The sequence below is a fragment of the Mesorhizobium loti genome (genome assembly GCA_014189435.1).
In the GTDB taxonomy this organism is placed as follows: Bacteria; Pseudomonadota; Alphaproteobacteria; order Rhizobiales; family Rhizobiaceae; genus Mesorhizobium; species Mesorhizobium loti_G.
The window spans coordinates 22,024-41,855 of record CP050293.1 but is presented as its reverse complement, the minus strand read 5'-3'; the positions used below and the strand labels follow the sequence as shown (position 1 = coordinate 41,855).

General features: G+C 64.8%; 17 protein-coding genes. 5 read left to right on the top strand and 12 right to left on the bottom strand.

The window, feature by feature from the left end; translation table 11 throughout:
- Positions 1 to 17: 17 nt before the first annotated feature.
- Complete coding sequence (locus HB777_00200) at positions 18 to 653, bottom strand: DsbA family protein (protein ID QND62476.1); 636 nt, start codon at positions 651 to 653, stop codon at positions 18 to 20.
- Between the two features lie 132 nt (positions 654 to 785).
- On the opposite strand from HB777_00200, the gene HB777_00195 reads away from it, so the two are divergent.
- Positions 786 to 1,703 (top strand): LysR family transcriptional regulator, encoded by a 918-nt coding sequence (locus HB777_00195; protein QND68596.1) that lies wholly within the window; start codon positions 786 to 788, stop codon positions 1,701 to 1,703.
- 12 nt (positions 1,704 to 1,715) lie between these two features.
- Here HB777_00195 and HB777_00190 read toward each other — a convergent pair whose 3' ends face one another.
- The 10 genes from HB777_00190 to HB777_00145 all read right to left on the bottom strand — a co-directional run bounded on the left by HB777_00190 (position 1,716) and on the right by HB777_00145 (position 14,984).
- A complete protein-coding gene (locus tag HB777_00190) occupies positions 1,716 to 3,332 on the bottom strand; it encodes a GMC family oxidoreductase (protein ID QND62475.1) in 1,617 nt (538 codons plus the stop codon).
- On the bottom strand, positions 3,329 to 4,843 hold the full coding sequence (locus tag HB777_00185; GenBank protein QND62474.1) for a carbohydrate kinase: 1,515 nt from the start codon (positions 4,841 to 4,843) through the stop codon (positions 3,329 to 3,331). The genes HB777_00190 and HB777_00185 overlap by 4 nt, the downstream gene beginning before the upstream one ends.
- 22 nt (positions 4,844 to 4,865) lie before the next feature.
- Positions 4,866 to 5,708: an aldolase gene (locus tag HB777_00180; protein ID QND62473.1), complete on the bottom strand. Its 843-nt coding sequence runs from the start codon at positions 5,706 to 5,708 to the stop codon at positions 4,866 to 4,868.
- The gene (locus HB777_00175) at positions 5,699 to 7,396 is read right to left on the bottom strand and encodes a glycerol-3-phosphate dehydrogenase/oxidase (GenBank protein ID QND62472.1); all 1,698 of its coding nucleotides are present in this window, start codon (positions 7,394 to 7,396) and stop codon (positions 5,699 to 5,701) included. The genes HB777_00180 and HB777_00175 overlap by 10 nt, the downstream gene beginning before the upstream one ends.
- A gap of 20 nt (positions 7,397 to 7,416) precedes the next feature.
- Complete coding sequence (locus tag HB777_00170) at positions 7,417 to 8,412, bottom strand: aldo/keto reductase (GenBank protein ID QND62471.1); 996 nt, start codon at positions 8,410 to 8,412, stop codon at positions 7,417 to 7,419.
- Positions 8,409 to 9,389, bottom strand: a complete 981-nt coding sequence (locus tag HB777_00165; protein ID QND62470.1) for a sugar-binding transcriptional regulator — start codon at positions 9,387 to 9,389, stop codon at positions 8,409 to 8,411. Before HB777_00165 ends, HB777_00170 begins: the two co-directional genes overlap by 4 nt.
- Before the next feature lie 25 nt (positions 9,390 to 9,414).
- Positions 9,415 to 10,395, bottom strand: a complete 981-nt coding sequence (locus tag HB777_00160; protein QND62469.1) for an ABC transporter permease — start codon at positions 10,393 to 10,395, stop codon at positions 9,415 to 9,417.
- 19 nt (positions 10,396 to 10,414) lie between these two features.
- On the bottom strand, positions 10,415 to 11,950 hold the full coding sequence (locus HB777_00155) for a sugar ABC transporter ATP-binding protein (protein ID QND62468.1): 1,536 nt from the start codon (positions 11,948 to 11,950) through the stop codon (positions 10,415 to 10,417).
- A gap of 94 nt (positions 11,951 to 12,044) precedes the next feature.
- Positions 12,045 to 13,076, bottom strand: a complete 1,032-nt coding sequence (locus tag HB777_00150; protein QND62467.1) for a sugar ABC transporter substrate-binding protein — start codon at positions 13,074 to 13,076, stop codon at positions 12,045 to 12,047.
- A 303-nt stretch (positions 13,077 to 13,379) separates the two neighbouring features.
- The gene (locus HB777_00145) at positions 13,380 to 14,984 is read right to left on the bottom strand and encodes an FAD-dependent oxidoreductase (protein QND62466.1); all 1,605 of its coding nucleotides are present in this window, start codon (positions 14,982 to 14,984) and stop codon (positions 13,380 to 13,382) included.
- A gap of 149 nt (positions 14,985 to 15,133) precedes the next feature.
- On the opposite strand from HB777_00145, the gene HB777_00140 reads away from it, so the two are divergent.
- From HB777_00140 to HB777_00125, 4 genes are read left to right on the top strand one after another with little or no spacing between them, the layout of a single operon-like run.
- Positions 15,134 to 15,670 (top strand): cupin domain-containing protein, encoded by a 537-nt coding sequence (locus HB777_00140; protein ID QND62465.1) that lies wholly within the window; start codon positions 15,134 to 15,136, stop codon positions 15,668 to 15,670.
- Between the two features lie 11 nt (positions 15,671 to 15,681).
- Entirely contained in the window at positions 15,682 to 16,458 is a 777-nt protein-coding gene (locus tag HB777_00135) for an aspartate dehydrogenase (protein QND62464.1), read from the top strand.
- Positions 16,458 to 17,270, top strand: a complete 813-nt coding sequence (locus tag HB777_00130) for an alpha/beta fold hydrolase (protein ID QND62463.1) — start codon at positions 16,458 to 16,460, stop codon at positions 17,268 to 17,270. The genes HB777_00135 and HB777_00130 overlap by 1 nt, the downstream gene beginning before the upstream one ends.
- Complete coding sequence (locus HB777_00125; GenBank protein ID QND62462.1) at positions 17,260 to 18,999, top strand: hypothetical protein; 1,740 nt, start codon at positions 17,260 to 17,262, stop codon at positions 18,997 to 18,999. The genes HB777_00130 and HB777_00125 overlap by 11 nt, the downstream gene beginning before the upstream one ends.
- Before the next feature lie 40 nt (positions 19,000 to 19,039).
- On the opposite strand, the gene HB777_00120 is transcribed toward HB777_00125, so the two are convergent.
- Positions 19,040 to 19,786 carry an SDR family oxidoreductase gene (locus HB777_00120; protein QND62461.1) on the bottom strand — a complete coding sequence of 249 codons (747 nt, stop codon included), beginning with the start codon at positions 19,784 to 19,786 and terminating at the stop codon, positions 19,040 to 19,042.
- Between the last annotated feature and the right edge of the window lie 46 nt (positions 19,787 to 19,832).

Below are 19,832 nucleotides of genomic sequence, written 5' to 3'. Positions count from 1 at the left end.
TTTTCTGGAGGATGGGATCACGCCGCCGCGATATGGGCGACGAGATTGTCGAAGCTGCCGAACAGCGCGTTCGAACCGATGAGCCGGGGCGCGTCGTTGCGGATGACCGCCAGCGAAGGCACGCCATCGGCATGCAGGCGCTGGAACAGCGCGCGGCCGCGGCCGACCAGCTCGCGATGGGCCGTCAGCAATGCTTCGGTCGGCGCCTTGAGCAACCTGGCGGCGTCCGCCATGCCGGCGGCGGCGAGCACTTCGGCCACGCCGCCGATCGTCACGACATCGCGGCCATCCACATAGCGCGCCCGCTGGATCGTCTTCAGCGCGGCGAGGCGGCTGGGATCTTCCAGGCCGGCGGCGCTGATGCCAAGCGTGGCGGCATGCGAATCGAGCAGGGTCCCGCGGATATCGAGGACATTGTGCCGGTAGGCCGGCGTGAACATTTGTCCGGTCAGGCGCTCGATGCGCTGGTCGTTCGCCCAGGCGTGGGCGGCAAAACCTTCATCCATCGGACGCGCGCCGGCACCGGAGAACAGGCCGGTCGGCAGCAGCTCGACGCGCACGCCGGTGGCCGACAGCCTGTCGAGCATCGGGGTGGCGCCATAGCACCAGCCGCAGAGCGGATCAAAAAGATAGGTCACTTCTGAATTGCTCATGGTCGCTGCCATCCTTGGTCCATCCACCGGCTTCGTCGAATGCCTCTGCTCATATGTGGCAGTCAGGGGCCTTGCGATAAATGGCGCCTAATAATACAAACTGTCTGATTCAATCAGACAAAGGTTGCCGCCCTGGCTGAACTTCTGAACCTCAATCGGCTGGCCTACTTCACCACGGTGATGGAAACCGGCTCGTTCACCGCGGCGGCGGACCGGCTTGGCGTCGCCAAGGCCGTGGTCAGCCATCAGATCGGCAAGCTCGAGGAAGAACTGGGCGCAACGCTGCTGCAACGCACGACGCGGCGCGTCACGCCAACCGAAGAGGGCCGCCTCTTCTATGACCGCGCGATGATCATCCTGCGGGAAGCGGAGGCGGCCTATGGCGAAATCTCGCGCGGAGCCGTCGAACCGAGCGGAACGCTGAGACTGACCGCGCCGCTCGACTACGGCACCAAGATGGTGGCCCCGGTCATGGCGGCCTATCTCAGGACCTATCCGCATATGCACGTCGAGGCGATCTTCGACGACGCGGTCAGCAATCTGGTGGACGAGCAGATCGATCTCGGCATCCGTGTCGGCTGGCTCACCGATTCCTCCAACCAGGCGCGGCGCCTGGGTACAATCCGGCAAATCGTGGTGGCGAGCCCTGGCTTCGCGGCGAGCCTGCCGCCCGGCGTGACGCCGCGCCAGGCAAGATCGCTGGCCTGGGTCGGCAACGCCCAGCTGCGCGGCATCGGCCAATGGCTGTTTTCCAGGGACAATGAGACGGTGCTGACCGAGCTCAATCCGGTCGTCATGTGCGACAAGAGCCCGGCTGCCCTGGCTTGCGTGCTCGCCGGCATCGGGCTCGGCGTGTTTCCGGATTACAGTGTCAGCGACGATATCGCCGAAGGACGGCTGGTGCCGGTGTTTGCCGGCTGGACCTTGCCCACCGGCGGCATCCACGCCGTCTTTCCACCGGCCCGGTTCCGGCCCGCCAAGGTGCGCGCTTTCGTCGACCTGCTCGCGGCCGCCGAGAAGAGGCGATCGCGCGGCGTTGCCCTGGCTTGAAGCCGATGGCGGTCAGCGGGCCTCTTGCAGGATCATCTCGGCCGCCTTCTCCGCGATCATGACGACCGGCGAGTTGGTGTTGCCCGAAACGATTGTCGGCATGATCGAGGCATCGACAACGCGCAGTCCGGCAAGCCCGTGAACACGCAGGCCGTCGTCGACCACCGCCATCGAGTCCGACCCCATCTTGCAGGTGCCGACGGGGTGGAAGATCGTCGTGCCGATATCTCCGGCCTTGCGGATGAGGTCTTCGTCGCTGTCATACTGCGTGCCGGGAAGCATCTCTTCCGGCGCAAAACGCGCCACGGCGCGGGCCTTCATCAGACTGCGGACATGGCGCAACGACGCGATGGCCACGCTGCGGTCTCCCTCGGTGGAAAGATAGTTCGGTCGGATCTTCGCCGCCTCCCGCGCATCGGACGAACCCATATGTACGGTGCCCCGACTTTCCGGACGCAGATTGCAGACCGAGACGGTGACCGCGGGAAAGCGATGCAGCGGCTCGCCCAGCTTGTCGGTGCTCAGTGGCTGCACATGATATTCGAGGTCGGGCGTTGCAAGGCGCGGATCGCTCCTGGCGAAGATGCCGAGCTGGCTCGGCGCCATCGACAGCGGCCCGCTGCGCTTGAGCGCGTATTCCAGCCCCATCGACGCGCGGCTGACCAGATTGTGGTAGCGCTGGTTGAGCGTCGCGGCATTGGCGACCTTGAAGACGGTGCGGATCTGCAGATGGTCCTGCAGGTTTTCACCGACGCCCGGCAAGGCGTGACGGACATCCACGCCAATGCTCGAAAGCAGGTCGGGACGGCCGACGCCGGAGAGTTCGAGCAGCTTCGGCGAGTTGATGGCACCTGCGGCGAGAATGGTCTGGCCGGCTGACACGCGGTGCTGGACACCGTCTTTTCGGAAGACGAGTCCGGTGACGCGCCGGCCGTCGAATTCGAGCCGCTCGGTCTCCGCGCCGAGCACCACGCGCAGGTTCTTGCGCGCCGCAATGCCGCGCAGAAACGCCTTCGATGTGTTCCAGCGCACGCCCTTCCGCTGGTTGACCTCGAAATAGCCCGACCCTTCATTGGTGCCGGTGTTGAAGTCTTCGGTGCGGGGAATGCCGAGTTCCTCGGCCGCGTCCCGGAAAGCGTCGAGGATCGGCCATGACAGCCGCTGCCGTTCGACCCGCCACTCGCCGCCACTGCCGTGCATGGCGCTCTTGCCGCCATGGAAGTCTTCCGATTTGAGGAAGTAAGGCAGGACATCGTCCCAGCCCCAGCCGGCATTGCCGGCCTGACGCCAGCCATCATAGTCGGCTGCCTGGCCGCGCATGTAGATCATGCCGTTGATCGATGAACAGCCGCCAAGCACCTTGCCGCGCGGATAGTTGAGGCTGCGTCCGTTGAGACCGGCTTCCGGCTCGGTCTTCATCATCCAGTCGGTGCGCGGATTGCCCATGCAGAAGAGGTAGCCGATCGGGATATCGACCCAGTGGTAGCGGTCGCTGCCGCCAGCCTCGAGCAGCAGCACATTGTTGCGCGGATTGGCCGAAAGCCGGTTGGCGAGCACGCAGCCGGCGGAGCCGGCACCGACGATGACGTAGTCGTAACTGCCGAACGGGGACGGTGAAGCTTCAGTCACGTGTATGCCTGCTGTCCGGCGATGCGCTCCCACATCGGGGTCATCGCCTGGTTGATCTCGCCGTACAGTCGATACCGCCGTGCATAGGCGTCGGCAACCGCTTCGTTGGGTACAAAATGCCGGGCAGCCGCTGTCATGGCGGCCGCACCGGCGCTGTAGTCCGCGAAGATGCCGACGCCGGTGCCGGCAGCGATTGCCGCTCCCAGCGCGCCGGTCTCGCGGCTGCGCGCCACGGTGACAGGCACGCCGAGCACATCGGCGAAGATCTGCGGCCAGACCGTGCTGCGCGAGCCGCCGCCAGACAGCACCACCTGGTCGAAATCGGCGCCCGCTTTGTGCAAGGTCTCGACATGGCGCTTGTGCTCGAAGGCGACGCCCTCGAACAGCGCACGAAGCAGATGTGCCCGGCTGTGCCAGCCGGCGATCCCGTAGAAGCCGGCGCGCGCATGGCCGTTCTGCTGCGAGCCGTACAGGAAGGGATGATAGATCGGAATGTCGCTGTTCGGATCGACGGAAGCGACGAGTTCGCTGCACAATTCGAATGGCGACTTGCCGGCTTCGCCACCATGCTCGAGGAATTCGCGAACGATCCATTCGAGATTGGCGGCCGAGGTCGCGCTGGATTCGATCGCCAGATAGCGCTGGCGATCGAAGGTCGACAGCATGAAAATCGAGGGGTCGCGGATCGGTTCGTCGGTGATGACCTGGTTGATGCTCCAGGTTCCGGCGATGACCGAGGCGGCACCGGTTGTGGTCACGCCCGAACCGATCGCGCTGGCGACGACATCGAACAGCCCGGCCACGACGGGCGTGCCGGCGCGCAGTCCCGTCAGGGCTGCTACGTCCTCGCTGACATGGCCGGCAATGTCGGCCGATTCCAGCACTGGCGGCAGCAGGTCCGCGCAATCGCCGAGCCCGTAGGCGGCAAGCAGATCCGACTCGTAACGCCGATCCCGCATCTGCAGCAGGCCGCAGCCCGACATGTCTGATGTATCGCTGCTGCGCGCACCGGTCAGGCGGTTGACGACGAAATCCTTGCACAAGAACACAGTTCCGATGCTGGTGAACAAAGCCGGCGAAAAGCGCTTGAGCCAGGCAAGCAGGGTCGGCGTCTGCGCCGCCCACGGCCGTTGCAGGCAGTGTGCATAGGTGCGGTCGCCGACATTCTGCTCTGCCCATTCGGCAACGATGCCGACCGCGCGTGTGTCGAGCGACTGGATGCCGATCAGCGGGGCACCCGCGCGATCGAGCGCATAGAGCCCGTTGCCATGGCCGGCGCAGCCGATGGCGACAATCTCGCCGGCGTCGATGCCGGCTTCAGCGATGCATTGGCCGATGACCGAAACCGCATTGCGCCAGAGCTCGTTGAGGTCGCGCTCGACATGGCCGGGCTTTGGCATGGACGAGCGGCCGTCGCAGGCGGCAAGCGCCAGCTCGCGCCCCGACAGGTCGAAGAGGATAGCCTTGATGACGGTGTTGCCGGCATCGAGGCCAAGAATATACTTACCCATTGGCGCCTCCCGAGGCCGCGGCCTATGCTTGGTTGTACAGGTCCCAGGCCACGCCGCCATCGGCATCGTCATGAATGATCGCCATCAGCCCGCGCACGACAGCACTCGGGTTGGCATGCTGGTAGATGTTGCGGCCATAGACCATGCCAAGCGCACCCTGTGCCATCAAGGCAGCCGACTTGTCGAACACAGCGCGCAAATCCTCCTTGCCGCCGCCGCGCACCAGCACCGGGCAGCGCGCGGCCTCGACGACGCGGTGGAAGTCGTTGGGATCGGTGGTCGGATCAGCCTTGATGATATCGGCGCCCATCTCGCGGGCAAGCCGGGTCAAGGTGACGATCTTTTCGGCATCGCCGTCGACCATGTAGCCGCCATGCTCAGTGACCGGCAGCATGGCCAGCGGCTCGATCATCAGCGGCAGGCCGTATTTCTCGCAATCGGCGCGCACGCGCGCGATGTTCTGCACGCATTGCCGGAACAGGTCCGGCTCGTCGGGCAGCATGAACAGATTGACCACGACGCAAGCCGCATCCATCTCGATGGCCCCAAGCAAGGGCTCGGCTTCGTTCTGCAGCACCGCCCACATCGCTCGGTGGCGTGTCCTGTTGTAGGGATTGCCCATGTCGATGCGCATCACCAGCGCCGGCTTGTCCTTGCCCGGCACGGCCTGCAGCAGATCGGCCTGGCCGTAATTCATCTGGATGGCGTCGGGGCCCGCCTTGACCAGCTGGGTGACGACGCCGGCCATATCTTCGAGCCCGGCAAGGAAGCTCGGTTCGTTGCAGACACCATGATCGATGGCGACGTCGAGGCAGCGGCCACCGCCGAACAGCCGGTTCATGCGGACTTTCTTGTTTACGCGCATAGGGCGCTCCTTTGATGCGTCTGGAGGTCGATGCCGTGCCGGTCGGCCAGCAAGGCCAGGAAGGTCGAGCATTCGGCGGCAGCCTCGCTGGCGCTCCAGCCCTTGTGCGCCGCCAGCAGGTCGAGAACGGCGTTGACGAGGTCGAAGCTGAGGCCACCCGAAATGGCAATGGTGGTGCGGCGCAGGAACAGGTCCGCAAGGCATTGGACCTGCTCACGCTCGATGATGTAGCGGATCTCGCTTGCCGAGTAATCCGACCGGGGCAGCATCTGTTCGCCCGCCGGGTGCGAAACGAAATCCCTGGCCGACGTGCCATAGCGCTGCAGCAGCGTGTGCGCGCGCTCGACCGGCAGGCCGTGCTCGGCGGCGAATGATGCGCACCAGGCCTGCGGATCGGCCGGGAAGTCGCGACCGCCGCCGATGGCCATGTCCTGCGTGCCCATGCTGCGTGCGAGCCCCAGCCGCTTCAACGCCATATCGGCTGCCAGCGCCCCGAACGAGCGGAAGGTCGTCCACTTGCCGCCGATCATGCACAGTGTCGCCGGCAGGTGGCCGGCCGGTTCGACGAACTCGCAGAAATGATCGCGCGGTATTCGGCTCGTGAAACTGTCCTCGCTGGCGGGCAACGGGCGCACGCCGGCGAAGCGGAACACGATCTGGTCTTCGGTGACCTTGATCGAGGGAAAAACAAAGGCGAGCGACTGCAGGATGTAGCGCTGCTCGTCCTCCTCGCAACGGACCTGGTCCGGATCATCGACCCGGATGTCGGTCGAGCCGATCAGCACCTTGCCTAGATAGGGAAACAGGATGCAGATGCGACCGTCCTCGTTCTCGTAATAGACCATGTGGCCGCCGAGCGCGTCGAGGAGTTCTGCGTTGTCGACGATGAGATGCGAGCCCTTGGTGCCGCCCATCATTTTCTGCGCCGCCGCCCCAATGGCCTTGTTGGTCAGGTCGATCCAGCCGCCGGTGGCGTTGATGACCAGTTGCGCCCGCACCGGCAGTTCCTCGCCGGTCAACGTGTCGGTAATGGCAAGGCCGTCGCCGGTCGATGATATCAGCGCGTAGTTCAAGGCCCGGGCGTTCGCCGCGCTCGCCGTGGCATCCAGCAGCATCTCCAGGCCGAGACGTTCGGGCCGGCTCACCCAGGCGTCGTAATAGGTCGCCGAATTGCGGATCGCTGGATTGATCGCCGGCCATTTTTTCAAGGTCTCGGCGCGCCCCCTGAACCTGTGTGTCGGCATCAATCGCCGTGCGGCGGTGAACAGGTCGTACATGGCAAGCCCGGTCTTGATGACCAGCGCGCCACGCCGGCTAGGCCGCCGCGTCAGCCCCAGGAAACGCACCGCGCCGTTGGCGAGGCCGGAAAACATATCGAAGATCGGCACCGTCGTCGGCAACGGAGCCACGTAGTGCGGGGCATTCCGCAGCAGGCGGTCGCGTTCAAGCAGCGATTCGCGCACCAGTTTGAATTCACCGTTTTCGAGGTAGCGCAGGCCGCCATGCACCATGCGTGACAGGGCGGCACTGGCGCCGCTGCAATAGTCGCCCTTTTCCGCCAGCACGGCATCGACGCCTTGCAGGGCCAGCTCGCGAAAGACGCTGATGCCGTTGATGCCGCCACCGATGACGAGCACGGCAATATCAGGCCGGTCGCGCAGACCGGCTAACGTATGGCTACGGTTCATCGGGGCTGTTGCCTTTTTGCTCAGGCATCCATCGCGGTGAGATGCGCGGCTGCCGCGGCGTCGATGGCCGCAAGCTCGCTTGCCGCAAGCGTGATCTCGCCGGCCCGCGCATTGTCGAGCGCCTGTTCGGGATTGCGCGCGCCGCACAGGGCAAAAGTGATGCCCGGCTGGGCAAGCGTCCAGGCGATGACGATCTGCGCCATCGACGCCTGGTGGCTTTCGGCGATCGGAATGATTGCCTCTTTCAGCTTTGCCACCTTCAGACGGTTGGCCGTGGAGAAGCGTGGGTTGTCCTTGCGTTGGTCGTCGCCGCCGAATGTGCGCGCTGGGTCGACCGTGCCGGTGAGCAGGCCCAGCGCCAGCGAGGAGTAGCTGAGGGTGGCGATGTCATGTCGGCGGGTGATCGGCAGCAGGCTGCTCTCGATCTCGCGGTCGATCATCGAATAGCGCTCCTGGATCGCATCGAGCTGGCCGGCGTCGATATAGTGGCCAAGATCTTCGGCGCTGACATTGCTGGCGCCAATGGCGCGGATCTTGCCGGCTGCCTTGAGCTTTTCCAGCACCGCCACCGTCTCGGCGATGGGCGTCGTCGGGTCCTGCCAATGGGTGATGTAGAGATCGATATGATCGGTGCCGAGACGCCGCAGGCTCTGCTCGACTTCATAGGCGATGCCGTCGGCGCCGAGATAACGGTGAACCGGCTTGCCGTCCTGGTCGAAGAAATGGCCCCCTTTGCCGGAATGCCAGTTCAGCCCGCATTTGGTCGCGATCACCACTTTGTCGCGCTTGCCCTTGATGGCGGTGCCGACGATCGCCTCGCTGCGGCCGAGGCCGTAGGCCGGTGCGGTGTCGATCAGGCTGAGGCCGGCGTCGATCGAGGCTTCGATCGCCTTGACCGACTCCTTCTCGTCGGTGCCGCCCCACATCCAGCCGCCAATGGCCCAGGTGCCCAGGCCTACAGCCGACGCCGATATGCCGGACTTGCCGATCTGCCGCTGGATCTGTCGAGAATTCATGCTGCCTCCTGTTCGGCCAGTTCGAGGATATGGAGCCCCGTGGCCTCGTCCGTGACGATGGTGTCGAGATGGTTGCCGCGCATGGCGGCGAGGATCGGCGCGACCTTGCTGGGGCCGCTTGCGATGCCGATCGAGCGCGGGATGGTCGCGAACTCGTCAAGCGTCAACGAGACCAGCGAACGGTTGAGCGAGTAGTTGCAAAGCTTGCCCTGGCGATCGATGAGATGGGCGAGCAGCTCGCCTGTCGCCCCGGACTTCTCGATCGCCTGGCGATCGGCGTTCGAGGACGGATGCAGGTCGTAGTAGCTGGAATCGTCGGTCAGGATGGAGCCGACGCCCACCACCGCCACATCGGCCTCGCGCGCCTTGCGAAACACGTCGGCGACGGAGCTGATGCCCATCAGCATCTCGCGCTGCTGCGCGGTGTCGGCAAACAGCGGCGCATGGATCTGGTAGGCGCGTCCGCCGAGTTTGTCGGCCATCAGCGACGCGACGTGATTGACGTCGGTATAGTGCTTGCCTTGCACCAGCCCGGTGGCCGGAATGATTTCGACATCGTAGCGGCGCCCCGGCTTGAGACCGGCGACCAGCGCGCTGACGCCCTTGCCGCCGGTGATCGAAATCGTATCGCCATCCTTGATGGTGTCGAGCAGCAGCCCAGCCGCCGCCTCGCCGACCCGTTGCAGGGCGGTGTGCGGATTGTCGGAGACCGATGGCACCACCATCGCCCGCTCGATGCCGCCCAGCGCGACCAGCCGCGCCTCCAGGTCGACCAGATGGTCGATCGGTGACTTGATCTTGATCTCGACGAGGCCGAGCTGGTGGCCGCGCTTGATGAGCCGGTTGACGGTCGCGTGCGAGATGCCGAGTTCTCCGGCGATCTCTGCCTGGGTCTTGCCTTCGACATAATGCAGGACCAGCGCCTGGTGCATCTGGCGGACAGCGGCGATGTCGTCACGAGTGTTGGGAGGGGCCATGGTCTTGCTTCGCTGCCTTTGAGGTTCAGGGCTTCTTGCGGTGCAGGAAGTGATCGATCGACACCGCCGCCAGCAGGATGCATCCCTTGATCATGTCCTGCCAATAGACCGAGACATCGAGCAGGATAAGCGAGCTCGTCACCACCGACAGCAACGCCATGCCGAGGATCGCCCCGAAGATGGTGCCCGAGCCGCCATTCAGCGAGGCGCCGCCGATGACGGCCGCGGCGATGATGTTGAGCTCCATGCCAGCGCCGAAAGTCGGCGTCGCCGCGCCGAAGCGTGCCATGTAGATGACGCCGGCCAGTCCGGCGAGGGTCGAGCACAGCACCGTGACCCAGAACTTCACCTGATTGGTCCTGATGCCCGAGAACTGCGCGGCCTTCTCGTTGGAGCCGGTGTAGAAGACTTTTCGGAAGGCCGTGGCGCGACGCAGCAGGAAGTCGAAGATCGACACCACGACGACGAAGATCAGGATGACATAGGGGATGTTGTTGAAGCTGCCCTGGCCGATGGCCTTGAAGGCCGGCGGCAGGGTGAACAGCGACAGCGGCGTGCCCTTGGTGACGACCAGGCACATGCCGCGCACGACGACCATGGCCGCCAGCGACGTGATGAAATGATTGAGGCCTATCACCGTGACGAAGAAGCCCATCGCCGCGCCGATCAGCGCGCTGACGCCAATGCCGATCAGGCTTGCCGTCCAGGGATCGAGGCCGGCGAGGAACAGCGCGCCGGAGACCACCATCGAGAAACACACGACCGAGCCGACGGAAAGGTCGATGCCGCCCACGATGAGCAGGATGGTCATGCCGACGACGACGATGCCTTCGATGGAAAAGCTCATCAGCATGGCGCGGAAATTGCCCCATGTCAGGAAGTGCGGCGAGGCAAAGCTCATGGCGATGCACAGCGCCAGGATGATGACGATCAGCCCGGCCTCGCGCATCGAGGCGAGCTGAGCGAAATTGATCCGCCGCCCGGCGGCCTTGATCTCGGCGTGCACGAGCGCTTCTCCTGATTGCCTAGGCGACATTCTGGGCCTGCCTTTGAGTTGAACTGTTCTGGACGCCCGAGGCGAGCATGATGATGGCTTCCTCGCCGAGCTCGCCGGCGGAGAGTTCGCCGGCGATCCTGCCTTCGCGCACCACGAGAACGCGATCGCACAGACCGATCAGCTCTGGCAGTTCCGACGAGATGACGATGACGCCGACACCACTGCCGGCAAGCTGGCGCAACAGCCGGTGGATCTCCACCTTGGCGCCGACATCGATGCCGCGTGTCGGCTCGTCCATGATGATGACCTTGGGGTCTACGGACAGCTGCCTGGCGATGGCGACCTTCTGCTGGTTGCCGCCGCTTAGCGTCGAGACGGCGGCATCGATGCCGGCCATGCGCACGCCGAGCCTGCCGGTCAGCTCGCTCGCCTGACGATCCTCGGCCTTGCGGTCGAGCAGGCCGAGTGGCCCGGTAAGCCTGGCGAGGTCGAGCGCGGAGATGTTCGCCGCGATCGGCAGATCGAGGAACACGCCGGAGCCTTTGCGATCCTCGGAGAGATAGACCAGCCCCTCTTTGACCGCATCGCCATAGCCGCGCAGCCGGAGCTGCTTTCCGTCGAGCGCGACGGTTCCAGACGTCATTGGCCTGAGGCCGCAGACCGTTTGCGCGATCTCGCTGCGGCCAGCGCCGATGAGGCCGCCAACGCCGAGAATTTCGCCGGCGCGAAGCTGCAGATCGACGTCGGCGAAGCGGCGGCCATCGGAAAGCCCCTCGACCGAGAGGAGCAAGCGACCCGGCTCTTGCGGCGCCAGCTTATCGGGATAGAGCTGGGTGATTTCGCGGCCGACCATCTTGCGCACGACATCGTCCGGTGAAACGGCGGCGATCGGATCGGTCGCCACGTAGCGGCCGTCGCGGAAGACGGTGACGCGGTCGCACAGCGAAAAGATCTCGGCCATGCGGTGGCTGATATAGACCACCGAAATGCCGCGCTCCCTGAGCCCGCGCACGATTGAGAACAGGCGCTGCGCTTCGCTTTCGGTCAGCGCCGCGGTCGGCTCATCGAGCATCAGCACCTTGCAGTCGAGCGTCAGCGCCTTGGCGATCTCGACGAGCTGCTGGTTGGAAATCGAGAGATCCGCGACCCGAGTGCGCACCGGAATGGGCGCGAGCAGGTCCATGACCTTCTGGGCGTCAGCGTAGAGCTTCTGGAAATTCATCAGCGGCGCGCGCCGGCTGTTGATCGCGGCCATATAGATGTTTTCGGCAACCGTCGCGTCCTGACAGAGCGCAATCTCCTGGTGGACAAGCGCAATGCCGAGGCGTTGGGCGGCCGCGGGCGAGTGGATCGAAACACGCTCGCCATCGATCAGGATGTCGCCCTCGTCAGGCTGCAATACACCGGCGATCATGTTCATCAGCGTCGACTTGCCGGCGCCGTTCTCGCCGCACAGCGCATGGATTTCGCCGCGCCGCAGCTCGAACTGCACGTCGCTCAGCGCCTTGACCGCGCAGAACGCCTTGGACAGGCCGCGGATTTCAAGAATGGGCGCCTGGGTCACGCCATGCTCCTGCGATGCTTGCGGGGGAGGAAGGAGGCCGAAGCCTCCTTCCCGGTTGGTCCGGCCTTGCCGAGGCCGGGCGGCGAGATCGAGATTATTCCTCGATACCCTTGGTGCCGCGACGCTTGAGATACTTGTCCCAGTAGAAGTCGTCCGCATTGTCCTTGGAGACGATGGAGAAGCCATTGTCGACGAAGGGCACGCTCATCGGATTGAAGCCCGAACGCTTGGCATCGTTCATCGGATCGATCAGGCCGGGATGCTTGGCCATCCACAACAGCATGAAGCCCATATAGCCCTGCATGCCCTGGTTGGGATTGACCGAGCCGAAGATCTCGCCGGCCTTGATCATGTCGAGGATCTTGGCGTTGACGTCGGCGAGCATGACGCGGATCTTGCCGCCGCCTTCCTTGGCTGCCTGGGCGGCACCAATGGCCGAATTGGCCTCCGGCATGAACACGGCGCCGAGGTCAGGATGCGCCTGCGCCAGGCTCAGAACGGCCTGATAGGCCTTGGTCGGATCCTGGTTCGAAGCGGCGCGACCGACGAGCTTCATGTCCGGCCATTTGGCTTCCATGCGGGCGACGAAGGCGTTGACGCGCTTGTCGTGGTTGTCCTGACCGGGATTCTCCAGCACGGCATATTCGCCCTTGCCATCCATCGCCTTGGCAACGGCGTCGGCGGCATAGGTGCCTTCGGCATTGTTGTCGGAGGTGATGTAGGAGACGCGCTTGGAATTCGGCGAGTCGGCGGCGAAGGTCACCACCGCGGTGCCCTGTTCGATGGCGCGGTTGATCGGCTCGATGAACGGATCGGAGTTCATCGGATGTACCAATATGCCGGCCGGCTTCTGCGCCAGCGCCTGGTCGAAGGTGGCGATCTGCTTGTTGACGTCGTATTCCGGCGTACCCGTATAGGCGGTCTCGCAGCCGAACTGCTGGCCGGCCTGCTTGAACATTTCATAGACCGGGAACCAGTATTCGACACCCGAGACCATGACGTTCATGACGTATTTTTCACCCGGCTCGCATTTGAACGGGTTTGGGGTTTCGGCGCGTACCTGCATCGACCCAAAGCAGGTCGATGCAGCCGCCGCGATTGCGAGCGTGCTCAGAAATTTGCGCAAGTTTCCTCCCTTGGCCGAAGCCATCCTCAATGACCGTCGCAGGCGCCCAACGAGCGCTGCTGTATGGATTTGATGACGCCGACCTTCCTCCGAAAGCCGACGATCGGGACATTACAGCCGCGGCGCACGTTGTCAATATAATTCACATAGTGAAATATATTTCAGGATACGCTCCCAAGTGTCGCGAGCGCGAGCGTCATCGAGTCATGCCGCAGGGCCTGGAGACTTCCCGCCACTTTGGCCACGGGACATCAGCGGATCGTGGCGATGAGCGCGCGCCTTATGGTGCGCAAGGCCCCGCGATCACCGGTTTTGATGCAGGATCGTCTCGGCGGCGATGAAGCCCCATGTCAAATTGGGGCCTAGCGTCGTGCCGGCTCCTACGGCGCGCGTGCCGATGGGGTTGGCCATTGCAAGCCCTGCCGCATAGAGGCCGGGGATGATCGAACCGTCCGGCCTCAACACCTGCGCGCGCTCATTGGTGCGGGCGCCGCCCTTGGTGCCGAGGATCGAGCGATTGATCGTCATGCCGACATAGGGCGCTTTGTCGATCGGCTTCAGCCGATTCTCGGGGCCATGCGCCTTGTATGCCTCCCAACCATTGTCGCCGCGTTGGAAGTCCGCATCGTGCCCCTTCGCGCAAAAGCCGTTCCAGCGGGCGATTGTCTCATCAAGCGCCGCTGCCGGCAGTCCGAGCTTGGCGGCAAGGCCAGCGATCGTATCGGCCTTCTTGATCCAATCGCGCTCGTAGGAGGCATACCAGCGGAAAGGCAGCGACGTTTTCAGGAAACGATGATCGCCAACGAGATAGCAGGGCAGATGGATCGGCGCGCCGTCCGGCCCGCGCGCATCGATCGCCTCGCCGATGTTGAAGGCGTTTTCGCTGACAAAGCGCTTTGCGTCGCGATCGACCACGATCGAGTGCGGCTCGGCCTGGAAGGTCATAGGCAAGCCGTGCGATTTTCCCTGGTAGCGCGTCGGCAGGCAGGGATAGACGTTCGCCTGATCCATGCGGTCCAGCAGCGCGCCAACGGAAGCCGCAAGCTTCTGGCCGTCGCCCTCATTGCCGCGCGGACTGCCGATCCGGTCGAACGCACCTGGGAAGTGGCGTGCGCGCATCTCGGCGTCCCATTCGAAGCCGCCGGTGGCGATGACGACGCCGCGACGCGCGACGATCTTCGTGCGCTGGTCCTCGCGCTCCACTTCCGCGCCGGTGATGCGCGAATCCGGATCCTGAAGCAGGGTGACGGCGCGCGTTCCCGGCTGAAAGGTGACGCCGGCATCGAGACAGCCCTTGATGAGCCCGGTCATCAGGGCCGTGCCCTGGCCGCCGGAATTCGTCAGCCATCGCCATAGAAGCTTCGGCCAGACCTTGAACCCGGCGCGGATGGGATGGTGATAGAGATCGAGGTCGACGATCTCCTGGTAGGTGAAGCTGTGCGGCAAGGTGGAGCGGCGCAGGCTCCGTGCAAACTTGCCCAGGATACGGCGGCTGAGCGGCCTCGGCGAAAGCATGCGGCCGTAGAGCTTGCCGCCAGGTGCTTCGGCAAAGGGGTCCGGCTCGTTGATCAGGCGAAAATCGAGCGGCGTGTTGACGGACAGGAAGTGCAGCATATCCGGCGCGGCCTTGGCGAACGCGCCCCAGAGCGCATCTTCCTTCTGCTCCCACCCTTCGGGCGCGACCGCACGCAGATAGGCGAGCGCATCCTCGCGGCTGTCGGCGATGCCGGCCTCCGCTGCGACATGGTTGGCGGGTATCCAGACCCCGGCACCGGACATGGCCGAGGTGCCGCCCAGCCATTCGCTCTTTTCGATCACCAGAACCTTGAGGCCGCCCTTGGCGGCCCGCAGCGCCGCCGAGCAGGCCGCCGATCCCGAACCGATCACCAGAACGTCGTACTCGCCCATCGGCCTTCCCCTGCCATCATCACCACGGCACTATAGAGGCAGGAAATTTAATCTGTCTACTATTGTGTCGACACTTTTTGCGCTGTACCCTCTCTTGGTCAGCAGCGTGCCCCGCACGACCTTCGCAGCTCCTTTCGAGAGGCAGAGCCATGGACGACACCAGCCTTCAACCCGCTCCGTCAGGCATCCATGTTTCCGGATCCGAAACGCGCGAAAGCTACTGGCAGCCGGTGCCGGCAAACGGTCATATCGACATCGCGCTCGCGCCGCACATCGTCGGCATGGAGCACCCCTTCGCGCTGGGCACGCAATCGGTGGCGCCCGGCGGCTATGTGCGAGAACACACGCATGACCGCAACGAAGAGACTGTCTACGTCATCGAAGGCCATGGCCGCGCCGTCATCGACGGCAAGGAATATCCGCTGGAACCGGACAGCGTTGTGTTCCTGCCGAAGAATGTCCGGCACATGTTCATCAACGATGGCGACACGCGCCTGCGCTGGATCTGGTTGATCGTGCCGAACGGGCTCGAGGACTTCTTTCGCCTGATCGGCAAGCCGCGCAAGCCGGGCGACCGCGTGCCGTCCAATTTCCCGCGCCCGGAAAACGTCCTGGAGATCGAGCGCAAGACGGTGTTCGGGGCAGACCTCGCCGACAAGTTCGATCCCCTGAAGCAGAATCCCTGAAGAAGCCTCGGATGGTGACGCTCGGCCTCATCGGCTTCGGCACGATCGCGCGCGAGATCGTCTCCGCTTTCCCGCAGGACTCATGTCGCTGGGTAGCGCTGACGCGCGAGGGCGCCCGCCCCGCACTGCCGGCGAACGTCAGCACTGTCACGCGGCTGGATGCGCTGATCGATGCGCGCCCCAGGGCGGTGGTGGAGGCGGCAAGCCAGGAGGCGGTGGCCGCCTATGTGCCCGCGCTTCTCGACGCCGGCATCCCGACCATAGTCGCTTCGATCGGTGCGTTCTCCGATCCGATGCTTGCCGCCCGATTGACCGATGCTTCGCGCAACAGTGGCCCGTGCTTGGTCCTGCCGTCAGGCTCGTTGGGCGGCCTCGATTATCTCAGGGCGATAGCCGCCCTTCCCGATGCCAGGGTACGCTACACCTCGCGCAAACCACCGGCAGCCTGGGAAGCCGAGCTTGCCGCCCTTGGCCTGTCGGCCGAGCACGAGGCGGTATCCCTCTTCGAGGGCACGCCGGCGCAAGCGGCAAAACTCTATCCAAAAAACCTCAACGCCGCCTTCACCGTGGCGCTCGCTGTAGGCATCGACAAGGTCACCGTGAGCGTGGTTGCCGATCCGAAAGCTACCGGCAACACGCATGAAATCGAGGTCGAGAGTACCGCCGGCACCGCCTCCTTTCGCCTCGTCAACGCGCCCTCGCCCGGCAATCCCAAGACTTCGGTGCTGACCGCGCTCAGCCTCGTCGCGGCGCTTGGCGAGTTGCTCGACAGGGAGGGCCGTCACTGATGCCCTTCTTCACCGCCGCCGATGGCTGCCGCATCCACTACGAGACATCAGACGGCCATGGCCCGCGCCTCGTCCTCATCCCGGGGCTCGGCGGTGACGGAAGATTCTGGGCCGGTGTGGTACGCCTGCTTGCGGCCGACCATCGCATCATCGTCACCGATCATCGCGGCGCCGGTCGCAGCGATCGCCCGGAAAGCCCCTGCTCCATTCCCCTGATCGCCAGCGACATTGCCGGCCTGCTGGCGCAAACGGGCGGTCCCGCCCATATTGTCGGGCATTCCACCGGCGGCGCCATCGCGCAGGTGCTGGCGCTCGATCATGCGGAACTCGGCCTGGGCTATACGATCAGCAGCTCCTGGGCGCGAGCCGACAGCCGTTTCCGCATGCTCTTCAGCGCCCGCGCCGAACTGCTGGAGGCCGGCATGGCCGAAACCTATCAGCGCCTCGGCCATGTGCTCTGCCACGAGCCGTCCTACCTCGATACCCATGCCGGACAGCTCGAGGCAGCCGTCGCCGCCGCCCCTGACACCCTGGCGCCGTTGACGGTGAGCGCCGCACGCGTGCGCATGCTGCTCGACCATGATCGCCTCGCCGATCTGCCGCGCATCGATGCCCCGGTCCAGGTGATTGCGGCCACCGGCGACATCTTGACGCCCCCGGCCCTTTCAGAGGCGATCGCCGCTGCGATACCGGGTGCCCGGTTTGTTTCAGTTCCCGGTGCGCATTTTCATCCCCTCGCCGACCCCGAAGGTTTTGCCGCCGTCATTCGTCGTTTCATTGCCAAGGCCGACAGCCAATATCATGACCGCTGAAATCGCCCCCGCTCTCATCGACCCGCGCCTCAAGCCTGGCGCCGACCTCCTCGCCGAAGGACGCGCCATGGCGCGCGACTGGCGGCTCGGCAGTTGCCGTTTCCTCACCGAGACCGGAATGCCGTCCGAAGCCGCATGGAAGCGCAAGGCGGCAGCCGAAAAGCGCGTCATGCAGCACGCCCATATCGGTTTCAGAAGCGTCGACCGCACCGTGGTGGCAATCGGCGAGGTGCACGAGCAATGCCGCAAGGCAGGCGTGACAGTCGATCGTTTCGGCATCACCCTCGACTGGTCGATGGGGTATCCCCAGGCCATGCGCGCCAAGGCCGCACGCGGCACCGGCATCGTGCTCACCGGCCCAGAGGATTTCGCGCGCATCACCAATGCCGCGCCCGCCGCGGCGCATTTCGGCGACTTCATGCTCGGCCTGCCGGGCGCGGTGGAAAACACCCGCGCCGCGATCGCCGCCGGGGCAACGGCCATCGGCAATCTGGGGCAGTATTTCACCTTCCGCCTGCCCTATTGGGACGATGACGTGGCGACCACGGAAGCGACCGTCACCGCGCTCGGCCTGATCGCCGCGCAGGAGGCCGAAATCCTCGTCCATTCCAATCTCGACGACGGCTTCGCCGGATTGTTCATCGACATGGCTTGCGCGCTCGGCATGGTGCTGGTCGAAAAGCACATCGTCGAGGATCTGATCGGCGCGCGGCTCGGCCATTGCTACGGCCACCATTTCAGCGATCCGCTGTCGCGCGCTGCCTTCCATGCCGCGCTGGTGCGGGTCAGCGACACGCCGGGCACCATGATCTTCGGCAACACCGTTTCCTACCAGTCGACCCCGGCGGGCAATTACGCGAGCCTGGCGAGCTACCTCCTGGCAGACATACTCGCTGTCGGGCGATGGCCGTCCGGCCACGCGATCAATCCGGTGCCGGTGACCGAGAATCAGCGCATTCCCGATGTCGACGAGATTATCGATGCGCAGACCTTCGCACACCGGCTCACGCTGCACGCACCGTTCTATGATCCGGTTTTCAACTGGACCAAAGTGGAGGCAATGGCCGATGTGCTGGTCGAAGGCGGGCGCCGCTTTGCCGGTGCCGTCATGAAGGGGCTGGCCGAGCGGGGGGTGGATACCGAAGACCCGGCCGCGCTGATGTTCGCCATCCGCCGCATGGGGCCGAAGCGCATGGAGACGCTGTTCGGCCCGGGTGCCGACGGCGCGCGCGGGCGCACGCCGCTGATCCATGCCGAATGGGCACGCGAGCTCAACCACAAGGCGGTCGCCTGGGTCGCGACGCAAAAGCCGCTGGAAAGCCCTAGACCCCTGACCGTCTGCATCGGCACCACCGACGTGCATGAGCACGGCAAATATCTGGTCGAACAGGCGCTCGAAGGCCTGGGCATCGCCATCGCCGATGCCGGTGTGGCCGTCGACCCGGAAACGCTCGTCGCCCGCGCCGCCGAAACCGGGGCCGATGCCATTGCCGTCAGCACCTACAACGGCGTGGCGCTGCGTTATGCACAGGCGGTGAAAGCAGCAATGGCGGCACGCGGACTTGCCTTGCCGGTGCTCATCGGCGGACGATTGAACGAAGTGCCCAAGGAGTCCAATTCAGGCCTGCCGGTCGACGTGACCAAGGACATTGCGGACCTTGGCTGCCTGCCCTGCGCCGACCTCGACGAGATGCTGCGCGCCCTGCGTTCCATTCAGTCAGTTGCCTGAAGCGGCAGGTTTCGTTTTCCGCCATCGACAGGCGCGCGCCCTACCAGGCGCTCATGCCGCCATCGACTGTCAGGATCGAGCCGGTGGCGAAAGAGGATTCGTCGCTGGCGAGCCACAGGATTGCATTGGCGATTTCAACCGGTTGCGCGACGCGATTCATCGGCGAACGCGCATTCAATGCCGCGACAAACCCCTGAGGGTCGGGATGGGTTTCCAGCATGGTTTCGAAATAGCTCGACCAGGTCACACCCGGCGCCACGGCGTTGACGCGGATCTTGTCTGCGACATGGTCAAGCGCCATGGCACGCGTCAGCGCCGCGACGCCGCCCTTGGAGGCGACATAGGCCGCCCGATCGGCAAGTCCGACATGGGCCACGTTGGAAGCGGTGTTCACGATCACCCCGCCACCACCCGCGGTCATGACGGGAATGACATATTTGGAGCAGAGAAAGACGCCCTTGAGGTTCACGGCCATGAGCGCGTCCCAATCCGCCGCCGCAGTGGTGACGACCGAGCCGCGTATGCCGTAACCGGCATTGTTGACCAGGATGTCCACCCGGCCGAATGCCTCTTGCGCGCGGCGCACCATCGTCGCCACGGAGGCTTCGTCCGAGACGTCGGCCTCCGAGGCCAGCACTCCGGTCCTGCCGGCCACCTCGCTGGCCCGCGCGCCGTCGCGGTCGACGGCCAGAACGCGCGCGCCCTCCTTTACAAACAGTTCCGTGACGGCTGCGCCGATACCGGCGCCGGCTCCGGTGATGATGGCCGCTTTGCCCTCCAAACGCATGATCGATCCCCTTTTCACAAACTTGTTTTGCCCTATCTTGCAGAAG